Raw genomic sequence first — 15021 nt, forward strand, 5'->3', positions numbered from 1 at the left:
ACCCACACTACGGCGCGGTTCCGACAAGCGGGCCAGATCTCAGGCGCGCCGTCGTCCGGCGTTATCCCTTTGATGCACCTGCAGGTCGCAACAATCAGGCGTCCGCCCGCATCGAGGTTGTCGCGAGGAAGGACTTCCACATGACCAAGAACAGGCGAGCGCTCGGCGCGATCGCCACCGGAGTGCTCGTCACGGGCACCCTTGTCAGCGCGCCCGCCGGAGCCGCTCCGGCCACCGCGACCAGCCAGTCCGCGGTCTGCTCGATGCGACTGGGCTCCGTCACACCCGGCGGCGACCACACCATGCAGACCATCACCGCCACACCGTCGGCCAGTGCCCGCAAGGTCGGCCCGAAAGACCTCTATCCGGACGGTCAGGCGCGCCTGCCTACCGCGATCCGGACCTCGTACCAGGCATGGGACGGCCTCGAGCAGCGCACCGGTCTGGTAGTGCTCGGCGTCCGGATGTACTCGACGAGCTACTTCGCCGACCCCACCGGCTCGGCGATCGTGCCGGGGACACTCAAGCAGACCCTGATCGGCGGCGGCTGGGACGACCTGCACAAGTACGTCGAGCTGAGCCATGCCGCTCCCGGGGGTCAAGAGCGGTCGAACGTCTACTCGCTGATCAACCAGTTCACCGACGGCCTGATCGCCCGCTGGACGGTCACCCCGAGCGGCTGGAAGTACTACACGACGTTCGGCGGGTTCTCTGCGGTCAAGACGATGGTGCTGATCGGTCAGGGCAGTACCTACGACACGTTCCTGGCCACCACGAACGGCGGTGCGCTCTACACCGTCCGGATACCGACCGGCGCCGGGAATCCGGTGGTGACCAAGGTGCGCACGTCGACCTGGCAGAGCTTCGAGACCCTGATCGCGGAGAAGTGCGGCAACTCCGGCACCCTGCTCCTCGGCATCGACAAGAACACCGGCGCCGGCTACCTGTACGCCGTCGGCCACGCCAACGGCGCCGCAACCGTCATCAAGGGTCTCGGCAAGGTCCCGACGACCTTCCCGGCCACTGACTCGTACTTCCGCTACTTCAGCGGCGGCACCGTCCTCACTGGAGCGTGAGTTGTGACAAGACTTCGGATCCCGGCCAGCGTGGCCGGCGTGGTCGGCGCTGCGATGACGGCGGCCGCACTTGTGCCCGGACCGGCTCAAGCTGAGACCGCTCGGGCGAGTGCGGCCTGCAGCCTCACCCTGGGCACGGTGACCGTCCAGGGCGACCACAAGTTCCAGACGATCACGGCCACGTCGCCGGTGACAGCCGGTACGCCGGTTGTCCGCCCGAAGGGGCTGTTCCCGGTGGATCAGGTGCGGCTGGCGACGTCGCTGGGGTGGGAGCCGGATCCGCCGTCGGCCATGGTCAGCCGCGGGTACGTGACGATCGGGACCGACCTCTACCGATTCAGCTACGCCATCGACAACAGCACAGGCCAGCTCGACCCGGCGTCGTACGTGAAGTCCAAGGTGGGCGGCGGCTGGATCCACCAGACGTACCTGGACCAGTCCACCTTCTTCACGGCCAACGGCCCCCGCACCAACAGCTACGCCCTGCAGGACGACGTGATCACGCGCTGGACCGTGGAGGGATCGGCCTGGCGCAACAAAGCGACGTACAGCGGGTTCTCGGCGGTGAAGACGATGACGCTGATCAGCCAGACCGCGACGTACGACAGCTTCCTGGCCAACACCCGGGGCGGAGCGCTCTACACGATCCGGATCCCGCTCAGCGGCGCTCCAGTGGTCAAGAAGGTGCGTACGTCGACCTGGCAGACCTTCGACACGCTCATCGCCGAGAGGTGCGGCAAGCAGAGCACCCTGCTGCTGGGCATCGACAAGGACACGCGCACCGCCTACCTATATGCCGTCAGCCACGCCAACGGTGCCGCTACGGTCATCAACGGCCTCGGCAGGGTGGGCAACCAGCTCGTCGCGCCCGAGGACAAGACGTACTTCCGATACTTCGCCGGCAGCTCTGAAGCCGACGACCTTCTCTACGGGGAGTGAACAAGGATGAAGAAACGAGCAGCTGGGCTGCTGGGGGTAGTGATGGCTGCCGGGGCGCTGGTCCAGGCCGCACCGGCGAGTGCTGGTACGACGGCGCCGCCGCCGTTCTGCCAGTTGGCGCTGGGTTCGACGACGAGCGGCGGGGACCTCATCCTCCGGGTGCTGTCAGGGACCGTCCCGCCGAGCGCCAGTGCGAGCACCTGGGGCGGCAAGGACCTCCTGCCGGACGACAACATCAAGGTGGCCAGCGGGCTCGGTCTGCAGGTCAACGCGGACCAGACCGGAGTCAGCCGGCGCCAGTACGTCGTGCTGGACTCCACGCTCAACCTGCTGACGTACGACGTGAAGGGCTTCGGCGGCGAGGTCGATCCGGGCTCGGTGACGCGGACCGCGGTCGGCGGCGGCTGGAGCGCTGCCCGGTACATCGAGAACTCCCGCTACAACGTCGGCAACAAGCTCGTCCGGAACAGCGCGTACGCCGTCATCGGTGACACCATCCTGCGCTGGAGCGTCAACGGCACGTCGTTCACCCACAAGACGACGTACGCCGGGTTCAGTGCGGTCAAGACGATGACGCTGATGAGCCAGACCGCCACCTACGACACGTTCCTCGCAAACACGTTCGCCGGAGCGCTCTACACGATCCGGATCCCCGTGTCGGGCAAGCCGGTGGTGAAGGTCGTACGGCGGACCACGTGGCAAGGTTTCGAGGCGCTCGTCGCCTCCAAGTGCGGCACCGGGACGCTGCTGCTCGGCGTCGACAAGGAGACCGGAGCGCCGTACCTCTACACGATCGGACACGCCAACGGGACGGCGACAGTGATCAAGGGCCTTGGCAAGGTGCCGCGCACGTTCGGTGAGGTCGCCTACTCGCGGTACTACGACGACACCCAGGACTACGACCAACTGTCCGGCGAGTAAGGCCGATTGTCTGGTGAGTTTCCGGTGCCACACTGGAAACTCATCAGACTCATCGGGGCGATCGAGAGGCACGACGTGAGCCGGACCCGAGTGGCTATCGCAGACGACGACGTTCTGCTGCGCGAGGGTCTGGCCAGTCTGCTCGAGCGCTCCGGCTTCGCCGTCCTCGGTACGGCGGGCAACGCCGAGCAGCTCCTCGACCTGGTACGGCGCGAGGGGCCGGAGCTCGTCATCGTCGACATCCGGATGCCACCCGGCCTCTCGACGGAGGGCCTCGACGCGGCGGACGTCATCCGCCGGGAGCACCCGGAGACCGCCGTCCTGCTGCTGTCGGCGCACGTAGAGGTCGAGCACGCGCTCCAACTGATGGCCACCGGGCAGGGCGTCGGCTACCTGCTCAAGAGCCGGGTGACGGACGTCGACGAGTTCCTCGAGAGTCTGCGCCGGGTCGCACGCGGCGGCTCTGTGGTCGACCCCGCCCTGGTCCGGGAGCTGGTCGACGCTCGACGCCGCCATGACCCGCTGGCCGCGCTCAGCCAACGCGAGCGTGAGGTCCTGTCGCTGGTGGCGGAGGGCCGCTCGAACGCCGGTGTCGCGCGGCGGCTGTGGGTTGCCGAGGGGACCGTCGAGAAGCACGTCCGCAGCATCCTGACCAAGCTCGACCTGCCCGAGACCGACGACGACCATCGCCGGGTCCTGGCCGTCCTGACCTACCTCGACGGCGTGCGGCACGGGGCCACATGAGGGCGAAGTGATCGGCGGCGTAGCCCGCCGGGTGCTGCTCGCGAGCGGGCTGTTGATGGTGCTGGTCGGCTCCGGGTTCGTGGTACTGCTGATCTCGGTGCAGGGACTGCGTGCGTCGGAACACCAGGCCCGCCACACCGCGGCCGTACTGACCAGTGCGCATCAGGTGGAGCGGCTGGTCAATGACCTCGCAAGCGGTCAGCGCGACTTCGTCATCACCGGTCAGGAGAAGTTCCTGCAACCGTGGCAGGCAGCTCAGGCGCAGTTACCGGCGCAGACCGCCGCGTTGCAGCAGTTGGTTGCAGGCAGCCCCGATCAGCTCACTCGGGCGCAGCAGGTGAGCCGGAGCGTCACGTCGTACCTGCGTGACTACTCGATGCCGGAGATCGGGGCCGCACGTCTCGACCCGGACACTGCCCGCACCGAGGCCGCCACGGCGGAGGGCGCGCAGCGGGTCGCTCAGATCCGCTCGGTGCTCGACCAGCTGATCGGCTCCGAGCAGCAGTTGTCGGTGACCGAGCAGCGGCACTCGGACGCGGTCGCCGATCAGGCGGTCGTCGCCGCGGCGATCGGGCTGGCCGGTTCCGTCGTACTCATCCTGGGCTTCACGATCTACCTGACGCGGGCGATCGTCCGGCCGGTGCGGGTCACAGCCGAGATGGCGAACCAGCTGGCCGCGGGGGATCTCGGCGTACGCGTGCCGGAGACGGGCGTCGGCGAGATCCGCACGCTGGAACGTACGTTCAACACGATGGCGACCTCGCTCGGTGCGGCAAGCGCCGACGTCGCCGCGTCCCGGGCGCGCATCGTGCGGTCGGCGGACGCGACCCGGCGGCAGATCGAGCGCGATCTGCACGACGGGATCCAGCAACGGCTCGTCTCGCTGACCCTTGACGTCCGGGCGATCCAGGCCGGCGCCCCGATGGCCGAGCTCGACAAGGTCGCAGACGGGTTGTCCTCGACGTTGGACGAACTGCGAGAGATTGCCCGAGGCATCCATCCCGCGATCCTGTCCGAAGGCGGCATCGGTCCGGCCCTCCGGATGCTCGCCCGCCGGTCCAAGGTCCCGGCCGAGGTCACGGTCGGGTTCACGACCAGGCTCCCGGCGCCGATCGAAGCAGCCACGTACTACGTCGTGTCCGAAGCCCTCACCAATGCCGCGAAGCACGCCGATGCGTCCGTCGTACTGATCGATGCCGACATCACGAACGACCTGCTGGAACTGATCGTCCGCGACGACGGTCGCGGTGGCGCGGACCCGGCGACGGGCTCCGGGCTGATCGGGCTCGGCGACCGCGTCCAGGCTCTCGGCGGAACGTTCGTGGTCGAAAGTCCAACAGGAGCAGGGACTACGCTCTCGGTCGCGCTGCCCATCACCTTGTAGTACAGGCAGCAGGAATGCCACCGGTTTGCGTGCCTGCAATGCTTGATCCATGCGGTGCCTGATCGTCGACGACAGCCGGCACTTCCTCGAAGCGGCGCGCGGCCTGCTGCGGCGCCAAGGCGTCACAGTCGTCGGTACGGCGATGTCGGCCGCCGAGGCCGGTGAGCTGGTCGCGGACCTGCGTCCGGACGTCGTACTGGTCGACATCGACCTCGGCGGCGAGAGCGGCTTCGACCTGATCATGCAACTGCGGTCCGCCGGCTCGCCGCCGCCGATGATCCTGATCTCGACGCACGCCGAGCAGGACTACGCGGACTTGATTGCCGCGAGCCCTGCGATCGGCTTCGTGCCCAAGACGAACCTGTCGGCCGCCGCGATCCAAAGGCTGCTGGACAGGGGCTAGCTGGAGCGCCCGCGGCGTACGACGGCGTCGAATCCGGCAGCCAGCAAGAGAACTGCGCCCGTGACGACCCATTCGTAGCCCGACGAGTTCGAGCCCTGGATCAGGTCGCTCATGCCGTTGATGATGACGGCAACCACCAGGCCGCCGAGTACGGCGTCGATCATCCGGCCGCGCCCGCCGAACAACGACGTACCGCCGATGACCGCTGCACCGACTGCCAGCAGCAGGGTGTTCCCGGCGCCTGCGTTCGACTGCACCGATTGCAGGAGGGACGCCGCGACCACACCCGAAATGGCCGCCATGCCGGAGCAGATCACGAACACGGAGATCCGGATCCGCGACACCACGACACCGGCGCGACGAGCAGCCTCCTCGTTGCCGCCGACGGCGTACACGTGCCGGCCGTAGCGAGTGCGGCTGAGGGTGAAGTGCCAGACCACGAACAGCAGAACGAGCAGGACGACGGCCCACGGCTCGCCTTGCGCCTTGTTGCTGAAGAACGCGTTGGTGATCAGGTTGCGGTTGATCCCCATCTCGTAGGTGAACGCGCTGCCGAGCAACGCGACCGCAACCACCTTCGCCACGATCACGACGACCGGTGTCGCGGGCAGCCCGCTCTGCCGGCGTCCGCGCGCATCGACCAGCTTGATCGCGGCGTATCCGAGGACGAAGATCCCCAGCAAGGTCCAGCCCAGCCAGATCGGCACGAAGCTGTTCTCCAACGAGATCAGCGGCGAGCCGGTCGGCAGGATCACCGAGCCCTGACCGCCGATCAGGATCAGCGTCAGCCCCTGAAAGGCCAGGAACGTCGCCAGCGTGATCACGAACGACGGAATGCCGGCCCGCGCCCGCAGCCATCCCATCACGAACCCGATCACCAGCCCGACGGCGAGACCCGCGAGTACGCCGATCCACCACGGCTGGCCGTGCCGCAGCAACAGCACAGCCATGATCGCGGAGCACAGACCACCGGTCGTCCCCGCGGACAGATCGATCTCCCCGAGCAGCAGAACGAAGACCAGCCCCATCGCCATCACGATGATCGGAGCGGCCTGGATAACCAGCGCCTCGAGGTTGTACGCGCTCAGGAAGCCTTGATGCACGATCGCGAAGAACGCGGTGATGACGACCAGGCCGACGATCGCCGGAGCCGACCCGAGTTCGCCGCCACGCAGCCTCGCCAGGTAGTCGCGCAGGTAGGCGATCAGCGGCGCCGGCACGCGCTCGTGCTGCGGTTTCTGGTCGGCGACCACCGGTTCGGCCTGCACGTTCACTGGGACGCTCCCCTCGACTCGGCCGGCAGTCCGAGTTCCCCGGACCGGCCGCTGGTGATCAGCTCGACGACCTGGGTCTGGCTGACGTCCTTACGCCGTACCTGGGTGGCCATCCGGCCCAGGAACAGGACGGCGATCGAGTCGGCGACCTGCATGACGTCGTTCATGTTGTGCGAGACGAGTACGACGGCGACGCCGCGATCCGCCAACCGGCGTACCAGGTCCAGCACCTGCTCGGTCTGGGCGACGCCGAGGGCCGCGGTCGGCTCGTCGAGGATGACGATCTTCGAGCTCCAGAGCACGGACTTCGCGATCGCGACCGTCTGCCGCTGGCCGCCGGACAAGCTCGCGACCCGTTGCCGGACCGAGCGAACCGTCCGGACTCCCAACGAGGCAAGGGTTTGCGCGGCCAGCTGCTCCATCGTGTTCTCGTCGAGCGTGTGCAGCCGGCCGACCCGTTCGCGGCCGAGGAACATGTTGCCGACGACATCGAGATTGTCAGCCAGGGCCAGATCCTGGTGGACGATCTCGATGCCCAGCCGGGCCGCGTCCCGCGGTTCGTGCAGCTGCTGCGCCGTACCGTCCACGAGGATCTCGCCGGCGTCGATGCGGTGGATGCCGCCGATACATTTGACCAGCGTCGACTTGCCTGCCCCGTTGTCGCCGACCAGGGCGGTCACGTCGCCGGCCGCGGCGCTGAAGTCGACTCCCGACAGCGCCACGACCGGACCGAACGACTTGCCGACGCCTCGTAGTTCGAGTGTCTTCACGGGGTGTGGATGCCGTTCTCGTTGCAAAGCTTCACCAGCGCGGGAGTCGGGCAGACCGACGCCGCGGTCTCGTAGCCGTCCGTCACCGGCATCGCCACGTTCTTCTTGGTGATCACCGTCGGGTCGGCCAGGTAGGACGGGACCTCGCGACCGGTGGTCGGGTCCTTGATCGTTGCCGGGGCGGTCGGCTTCTGGCCGGACAGGATCTGGCCCGCCAGCTTGATCGCGACATCGGCCTCACCGGCGACCGGCTTGTAGATCGTGAAGCACTGGGTGCCGGCCATCACGTTGTCCAGACCGCCCGCGGTGGCGTCCTGCCCGGACACCGCGACCTTGCCGGCCAGACCCTGCGACTTCAGCACGTTGATGACCGACTGCGCCATGGTGTCGTTGGCAACCATCACCGCGTTCAAGTTCGGGTGCCGGCCGAGCATCGTGGTGAACACGGTCTGCGCGGTGGCCGGGTCCCAGTTGCCGGTCTGCTCGCCGAGTTTGGTCCAGCCGGCCTGCTTCGACAGCACCGAGTTGTAGCCCTGGGCAAACAACGTCGCGTTGTTGTCGGTCGGTGCGCCGTCGATGTCGACGTACCCGACGGCGCTCTTGCCGGCGACCTGCGGGCACGCGGTCAGCGCCGTACCCTGGTCCTCGCCGACCTTCACGTTGTCGTAGGACACGTAGTACTCCGCCGTACCGCCCGTGGTCAGACGGTCGTAGTCGATCGTCACCACGTTGTGCTGCTTGGCCAGCGACTCGATCGCCTTGCCGGACCCCGAGTCGAGGTTCGTCACCAGCAGGACGCCGACGCCCTGGTTGATCAGCGCCTGGGCCTGGGACTCCATCGTCGTCGCGCTGTTGTTCGCGTTGTCGATGTAGCAGGTGAGCTTGTTCGCCGTGCATTGCTTACGCAGCTCGTTCGGGTCGGCCGAGACCCAGCGGGGCGAGGACGCGGTGTCCGGAAGCAGGACGCCGACCTTCGTGTTCGGCGGCGGCGTACTGCTGCTCCCGGACGAGTTGTTGTTGTTATTGCCGCAGGCAACCAGACCCGCCATCAGTGTCAGCGTGAGTCCGGCCAGTGCGACAGCTCTCGGTGGTGTTCGCATCTCGCGTCCTTCGTGATCGCCGCAGGGTTCTCTCCTGCCCAGCATGCGATCGGCGCCGCGTCCCGTCGTCGCAGCAGGCACCCAACCTCGTTGCCCACCAGTTGGTACGACGGATACCGGCTGGCTGGGTACCGTGACGGCGGACAGCCTCACTGCACCGGCGGACCGGACCGGGCCATGGTTCTGGGTATGTCCACATCTGCAGCAATACCTTCCGCTCGGCAGAGCCGGCCGGGCCTGAAGCGTGACATCGGCTTCGTCGGTCTGATCTGGGCGTCCGAAGGATCGATCATCGGCTCCGGCTGGTTGTTCGGCGCCCAAGGCGCCCTGTCCACCGCCGGCCCCGCGGCGATCATCTCCTGGGTCATCGGCGGCACGGCGATCCTGATCCTGGCGCTCGTGCACGCGGAGCTCGGCGGTATGTACCCGGTCTCCGGCGGTACGGCGCGCTTCCCGCACTACGCGTTCGGCGGCGCGGCCGGTGCGTCGTTCGGCTGGTTCTCCTGGTTGCAGGCGGCCACCGTGGCGCCGATCGAGGTACTGGCGATGATCACCTACGGCCAGCACTACTCGTTCGCGAGCGGCTGGCTGAAGACCAAGAACGGCCAGCACATCCTCACCGGCTCGGGGATCGTGGTCGCGGTGCTGCTGATGGCCGCGGTCACCGCGATCAACTTCCTCAGCATCCGGCTGCTCGCGCGGACCAACAGCGCGGCGACCTGGTGGAAGGTCGGCATTCCGCTGCTGACGATCTTCGCGCTGGCCGTGGTCCAGTTCCACGGCAGCAACTTCACCGCCGCCGACGGCTTCAACCCGTACGGCGCCAAGGGCATCCTGTCCGCGGTGTCGACCAGTGGCATCATCTTCGCGCTGCTCGGCTTCGAGCAGGCCGACCAGCTGGCCGGCGAGAGCAGCAACCCGCGGCGCGACATCCCGCGTGCGGTGATCGGGTCGATCGTGATCGGCGCGGTCATCTACATCCTGCTGCAGATCGTGTTCATCGCGGCCCTGCCCAAGGACCAGATCCAGGGCACCTGGGCGCATGCGGCGTACACGACGATGACGGGACCGTTCGCCCAGGTCGCGACGTTGCTGAGTATGGGGTGGCTGGCAACGATCCTGTACATCGACGCGGTGGTTTCGCCTGGTGGTACGGGGCTGATCTACATCACCGGCAGCTCGCGGGTGTCGTACGGACTGAGCCGGAACGGGTATGTGCCGGCTGTGTTCGAGCGGACCAACAAGCGCGGCGTGCCGTGGGTCGGGCTGATCACGGCGTTCATCATCGGCTGCATCTGCTTCCTGCCGTTCCCGAGCTGGCGTTCACTGGTCGGGTTGATCACCAGCGCGAGCGTGCTGATGTACGCCGGTGCGCCGTTGTCGCTCGGCGTGTTCCGTCGCCGGCTGCCTGGGGCGCATCGCCCGTACCGGCTGCCGGGCGCGAACTGGCTGTCACCGCTGGCGTTCGTGGTCGCGAACCTGCTGATCCTGTGGTCCGGGTGGATGACGGACTGGAAGCTCGGCGTGGCGATCCTGCTCGGATACGTGATCCTGATCGGCAACCGGGTGCTGAAGCTGAACCCGATCATGCCGCAGCTCGATCTACGCGCGGCGCAGTGGCTGCCGGCGTACCTGGTCGGGATGGGGCTGATCGTCTACCTGAGCGACTTCGGGCCGCTGAAGCACCCGTGGTTCCCGCTGTGGTGGGACATGCTCGTGACGGCAGTCTTCAGCCTGGTCATCTACTTCTGGGCTCTCGCGGTCGCATTGCCGGCCGAACAGATCCAGGCGATGGTCGACCAGGTCGTCGTACCCGAAGAAGCCAACCTGGGGTGAACGCCTGTTAGTGCGTCCCCGCCGGCCCGCCCCGGCGCCGGGCCGAGTGCCTCGGCGTCGGGCACTTGACGGGTTGACCCCTCAGATTGTCGGTTGTTCCCCCTGCATGCAACGGGCTAACCGACAATCTGAGGGGTCAACCCGTCAAATGGCTGGGGATCGGCGGGGTTAGAGGTCGACGAGGTCGAGAAGCTGGCCCAGTTCCTTCTGGTTGAGGTCTCGGAGTTCGCCGGTGTGTAGGTTGCCGCGGCGGACCGGGCCGATCGCGGTGCGGGTGAGGCGCTTGACCGGGTGGCCGACCGCGTCGAACATGCGGCGGACGATGCGGTTGCGGCCCTCGTGCAGGCTCATCTCGACCAGGGTGCGGCCGGGGACGGTGGAAACGATCTTCACCGTGTCCGCGCGGGCCGGGCCGTCGTCGAGCTCGACGCCGTCGAGGAGCGTCCGCAGTACCCCGGGCTTGACGTTGCCGTCGACCTCGGCGACGTACGTCTTGGAGACCTCGTACGACGGGTGCGCGAGGCGGTGCGCGAACTCACCGTGGTTCGTGAGCAGCAGGAGTCCTTCGGTGTCGGTGTCGAGCCGGCCGATGTGGAAGAGACGCTCCGGGCGGTCCTGCACGTAGTCGGTGATGCACGGACGCCCTTGCGGATCGGACATCGTGCTGACGACACCGCGCGGCTTGTTGAGGACGAGGTACACGTTCGCACTCACCGGCGGAATCCGCTCGCCGTCGACCCGGATGACCGCGGACTCCGGATCCACCCGAACCCCGAACTCCGTCACCACCCGCCCGTCAACCTCGACCCGCCCCTCTTCAATCAAGAGTTCAGCATTCCGCCGGGAAGCAACCCCCGCCCGCGCCAAAACCTTCTGCAACCGAACCCCGCCGTCATCCGCCATCCCGCCCGCCCTCCCCCAAAACCCCAACCACCCGAAACCCCTCAGCAGCCTCCACGGCCTCGGCTTCCACATCGTCAGCGTCTACATCGTCAGCGTCTACATCGTCGGCCTCTACATCGTCCGCGGCTGCTTCTCCGTCCTCGTCGTCGCCGGCATCCCCGGCCGTCTCCGCGTCCTCCACGGACACAGCGGTTTCGGCCTCTTCGGCATCCGTCGACTCATCAGCATCCGCGTCCTGGTACGACGCCACCTCCTCCGCATCCTGCGCGGGCTCGGCGTGCTCGGTCTCGGCGTGCTCCGCCTCGTCGGACTCGGTGGCTTGTGCGGACTGGGCGTCCTCCGCCATCCCGGCGGACTCCGCGTCGTCCGTTGACGTGGTGTCGTCGGAAGACGGTGAGGGCGGGAGGGTTTGGGCGGCGAGCTCCTCCTCTATGTCGTCCATGTCGGGGAGGTAGGGAGCGAGCTCCGGGAGGTCGTCCAGGGACTGCATGCCCATGCGTTCCAGGAAGTACGTCGTGGTGCGGTAGAGGGTGGCTTGGGATTCTGTGTCGGCGCCGGCCTCCTCGACCAGACCGCGCGCTACCAGCGTGCGCATGACGCCGTCGACGTTCACCCCGCGGATGGCGGAGACGCGCGCCCGGCTGACCGGCTGCTTGTACGCGACCACCGACAGCGTCTCGAGCGCGGCCTGCGTCAGCCGTGCTTGCTGGCCGTCGAGTACGAAGCGTTCGACGTACGGCGCTGCCTCGGCGCGGGTGTAGTACCGCCAGCCGCCGCCCACCTCACGCAGGTCGAACCCACGCCCCTGCTCGGTGTACTCCTCCGCCAGCCCCGCGAGCGCGTCCGCCACATCCCCCGTGGGCCGCCCGACCGCACGCGCCAACGTGAGCACCGGCAACGGCTCATCCGTCACCATCAGGATCGCCTCGATAGCCCGCCGCATGGTGTCGTCATCAACAACAACCTCATCCCCCACCGGCACCTCAGTCTGCCCCGGCGGCAGGTGCTCCTCGTCCTGTGTATCGGCAGGTTGGGGAGTGTTTTCGCCCGTATCGGGTGCAAAATCCTCCCCAACCCCGACGGGCCGGTCTGGCACAGCGTCCGCGTCCGTGCCCGCCTGCTCCGCCACGGCACCGTCCGGAGCAACCTGCTGCTCGGAGTCGGCCGCGCCCACCGGCTGGTCCGGCGCGGGTTCTTCCTGTGGGGCGGGCTCGGGGGTGTTGGTTTGGTCGGTCACTGGTTTGCCGTCTCGTTGGGTGCTGGGTCGATGTCGGATTCGTCGGTGGCGCTGGCGCCGGGCTCGAGGAAGTCGGTGTCCTCGGCAACTACCGGGGCCTCGCCGGCTTCGGGCTCGGACGGTTTGGATTCCTCGTCGAACTCGTCGCTGACGTCGATCTCGCCCTCGTCCGTACCCGTCCACCGGATCGTGAGCTCACCCAACGGCGTCACCTGGTCAAAGGTCACCGCAGCCTCACGGAACAACTCCAGCAACGCCAAGAACCGGCACACCGTCGTCACGGTGTCCGGCGAGTCGGACACCAGCGCGCGAAACGTCGTACTGCGCTGCCGCCGCAACCGGTCCACGATCACCAAAGCCTGTTCGCGCACCGTGACGGCCGGCGCGTGCAGGTGAGCGAGCGAAACCCCTTCAGGTACGTCGTTCTTCGGCGCCATCGCACGCGACGCGAGCGCAGCCAACCCGGCCGGATCAAGCCCCAGCAACACCTCAGGCAGCAACTCCGCGAATCGCGGCTCCACCCCAACGGCCCGCGGGAACCGCCGCGACTCGATCGCCATCCGCTCCTGCACCAGCGCAGCGATCTGCTTGAACGCCCGATACTGCAACAGCCGCGCGAACAGCAGATCCCGCGCCTCGAGCAGCGCGAGGTCCTCGTCGTCCTCGACCTCGCCCTTCGGCAGCAACCGCGCCGCCTTCAGGTCCAGCAACGTCGCCGCGATCAGCAGAAACTCCGACGTCTGATCGAGATCCCACTCCGACCCCAGCGCCTTGATATGCGCGATGAAGTCGTCCGTGATCACCGAGAGCGCGATCTCGGTGATGTCCAGCTTGTGCTTCGAGATCAGCTGCAGCAGCAGGTCGAACGGGCCCTCGAAGTTCACCAGGTGAACACTGAACCCCTTGCCCTCGGCAACAGCCGGCTCGTCGCCCGAGCCGGCCGAGAGGTCCAGCGGTAACGAGTCCGAGGACACGGTCACTCCGTGCCCTTGAGCTCCGCGGCCCGGTCCTCGGACGCGCGCAGCCGCCGTACCAGCACCGAGTCCGGCCCGTGGTCGACGAAGTCGGCCAGCAGGACGTCGATCGCCTCGCGGACGATCCGGCCCCGGTCGGCGGTCAGGCCGTGCTCCGCGCGCAGCGCAAGTCTGGTCTGTTCCAATCCGAGCAGCTCATCCTCCGTCACGTACACGGTGATCTTCGTGTCGTGACGGATCCGACCACTCGACTTCCGGTCGTCGACGACCGTCGTACGGGACCGTACGGTGGACGATCCGTCAGTGGTGGTGCGCTTCTCGGGTCTGGTCTGCTTCGGTGCCGCACCCCCGAAGAGTTCACTGGCACCTGGCAGGCTCACCCGGCGGGACAACGCGCCAGCACCTCCTTGGCAAGGTCGCGGTACTGCGTAGCCGCTTGGGACGAGGGGGCGTACGTCGTGATCGGTTCGCCGACGACCGTGGTCTCGGGGAACTTGACGGTACGCCGGATGACGGTGTGGAAGACGCGTTCGTCGAAGGCCTGGACCACCCGGTCGAGGACCTCCCGGGCGTGCGTCGTACGCCCGTCGAACATGGTGCCGAGGATCCCGACGATCTCGAGCTTCGGGTTCAGCCGGTCCTGCACCTTGGCGATGGTGTCGGTCAGCATGGCCAGGCCGCGGAGCGCGAAGAACTCACACTCCAGCGGTACGACGATGCCGTTCGACGCGGTCAGCGCGTTCACCGTGAGCAGACCGAGCGACGGGGCGCAGTCGATCAGGATCACGTCGTAGTTCGGGATGATCGGGTCCAGCACCCGCTGCAGCGTGTACTCGCGGGCGACCTCCTGGACCAGCTGCACCTCGGCCGCGGACAGGTCGATGTTGGCCGGCAGCAGGTCGAGGTTCTCCACCCGGGTCGGCCGGATCACCTCGTCGGGCGTGATGTCGCGCTGCATCAGCAGGTTGTAGACCGACAGCTCCAGATCGTGCGGCTGGACGCCGAGGCCGATCGAGGCGGACCCCTGCGGGTCGAAGTCGATCAGCAGCACCTTGCGGCCGGTCTCGGCGATCGCCGCGCCGAGGTTGATCGTGGTCGTCGTCTTACCGACGCCGCCCTTCTGGTTGCACATCGCGATCACCTGCGCCGGGCCGGTCTTGGCGGGTGGCTGCGGCACCGGCAGGTCCGGCAGCGGCCGGCCGGTCGGCCCGATCTTGTGACGCGGGCCGTTCGGGTCGTTCACGGGTGCAAGGTCCTCCGCGGTGAGCTTGGCCGTCGGCTTCGGCATCTCCGCATAGTTGTCGGGCAGCGCCCGGGGCGTCGTCACCGGGCGGGGTGGCGTGCTGAACGGCTGGGCCGGCTCCGGGCTCGGATGGTGCCCCGGGATGCGGCCCGAAAGGTGGTCGGTCACGTGCTCGGTGCCCGGGAATGTCGACTCGTTCATGACTCGTCAAACCTTT

The 15021-nt window shown here is 67.7% G+C and carries 15 protein-coding genes; 7 read left to right on the top strand and 8 right to left on the bottom strand.

The window, feature by feature from the left end; genetic code table 11:
- Positions 1–140 precede the first annotated feature (140 nt).
- The 6 genes from EV645_RS02270 (at position 141) to EV645_RS02295 (ending at position 5467) form a co-directional block, all read left to right on the top strand.
- Positions 141–1076 (top strand): hypothetical protein, encoded by a 936-nt coding sequence (locus tag EV645_RS02270; RefSeq protein ID WP_242000154.1) that lies wholly within the window; start codon positions 141–143, stop codon positions 1074–1076.
- A 3-nt stretch (positions 1077–1079) separates the two neighbouring features.
- Positions 1080–2015, top strand: a complete 936-nt coding sequence (locus EV645_RS02275) for a hypothetical protein (protein WP_130439234.1) — start codon at positions 1080–1082, stop codon at positions 2013–2015.
- A gap of 6 nt (positions 2016–2021) precedes the next feature.
- Complete coding sequence (locus EV645_RS02280) at positions 2022–2936, top strand: hypothetical protein (RefSeq protein ID WP_130439236.1); 915 nt, start codon at positions 2022–2024, stop codon at positions 2934–2936.
- A 90-nt stretch (positions 2937–3026) separates the two neighbouring features.
- Positions 3027–3680, top strand: a complete 654-nt coding sequence (locus EV645_RS02285) for a response regulator transcription factor (protein ID WP_242000155.1) — start codon at positions 3027–3029, stop codon at positions 3678–3680.
- Between the two features lie 7 nt (positions 3681–3687).
- Complete coding sequence (locus tag EV645_RS02290) at positions 3688–5064, top strand: sensor histidine kinase (RefSeq protein ID WP_130439240.1); 1377 nt, start codon at positions 3688–3690, stop codon at positions 5062–5064.
- A 49-nt stretch (positions 5065–5113) separates the two neighbouring features.
- Complete coding sequence (locus EV645_RS02295) at positions 5114–5467, top strand: LytR/AlgR family response regulator transcription factor (RefSeq protein ID WP_130439242.1); 354 nt, start codon at positions 5114–5116, stop codon at positions 5465–5467.
- On the opposite strand, the gene EV645_RS02300 is transcribed toward EV645_RS02295, so the two are convergent.
- From EV645_RS02300 to EV645_RS02310, 3 genes are read right to left on the bottom strand one after another with little or no spacing between them, the layout of a single operon-like run.
- Positions 5464–6741 carry a sugar ABC transporter permease gene (locus tag EV645_RS02300; RefSeq protein WP_198681424.1) on the bottom strand — a complete coding sequence of 426 codons (1278 nt, stop codon included), beginning with the start codon at positions 6739–6741 and terminating at the stop codon, positions 5464–5466. The two genes, EV645_RS02295 and EV645_RS02300, sit on opposite strands and share 4 nt — an antisense overlap.
- Complete coding sequence (locus tag EV645_RS02305; protein ID WP_130439244.1) at positions 6738–7511, bottom strand: ATP-binding cassette domain-containing protein; 774 nt, start codon at positions 7509–7511, stop codon at positions 6738–6740. The genes EV645_RS02300 and EV645_RS02305 overlap by 4 nt, the downstream gene beginning before the upstream one ends.
- Positions 7508–8611 (bottom strand): sugar ABC transporter substrate-binding protein, encoded by a 1104-nt coding sequence (locus EV645_RS02310; protein WP_130439246.1) that lies wholly within the window; start codon positions 8609–8611, stop codon positions 7508–7510. The genes EV645_RS02305 and EV645_RS02310 overlap by 4 nt, the downstream gene beginning before the upstream one ends.
- 189 nt (positions 8612–8800) lie before the next feature.
- Here EV645_RS02310 and EV645_RS02315 point away from each other — a divergent pair, with 189 nt between their 5' ends.
- Entirely contained in the window at positions 8801–10447 is a 1647-nt protein-coding gene (locus tag EV645_RS02315; RefSeq protein ID WP_130439248.1) for an APC family permease, read from the top strand.
- Between the two features lie 168 nt (positions 10448–10615).
- Here the strand turns inward: EV645_RS02315 and EV645_RS02320 are convergent, their stop codons facing one another.
- From EV645_RS02320 to EV645_RS02335, 5 genes are read right to left on the bottom strand one after another with little or no spacing between them, the layout of a single operon-like run.
- Positions 10616–11350: a pseudouridine synthase gene (locus EV645_RS02320; protein ID WP_130439250.1), complete on the bottom strand. Its 735-nt coding sequence runs from the start codon at positions 11348–11350 to the stop codon at positions 10616–10618.
- Positions 11340–12587 (bottom strand): SMC-Scp complex subunit ScpB, encoded by a 1248-nt coding sequence (scpB, locus tag EV645_RS43280; protein ID WP_338419120.1) that lies wholly within the window; start codon positions 12585–12587, stop codon positions 11340–11342. Before scpB ends, EV645_RS02320 begins: the two co-directional genes overlap by 11 nt.
- A complete protein-coding gene (locus EV645_RS02330; RefSeq protein WP_422386609.1) occupies positions 12584–13561 on the bottom strand; it encodes a segregation and condensation protein A in 978 nt (325 codons plus the stop codon). The genes scpB and EV645_RS02330 overlap by 4 nt, the downstream gene beginning before the upstream one ends.
- Before the next feature lie 2 nt (positions 13562–13563).
- Entirely contained in the window at positions 13564–13953 is a 390-nt protein-coding gene (locus tag EV645_RS42120) for a hypothetical protein (protein WP_198681426.1), read from the bottom strand.
- Positions 13938–14849 (bottom strand): ParA family protein, encoded by a 912-nt coding sequence (locus EV645_RS02335; RefSeq protein WP_130439311.1) that lies wholly within the window; start codon positions 14847–14849, stop codon positions 13938–13940. Before EV645_RS02335 ends, EV645_RS42120 begins: the two co-directional genes overlap by 16 nt.
- Positions 14850–15021 lie beyond the last annotated feature (172 nt).

The organism is Kribbella rubisoli (genome assembly GCF_004217145.1).
GTDB classification, from domain to species: Bacteria; Actinomycetota; Actinomycetes; order Propionibacteriales; family Kribbellaceae; genus Kribbella; species Kribbella rubisoli.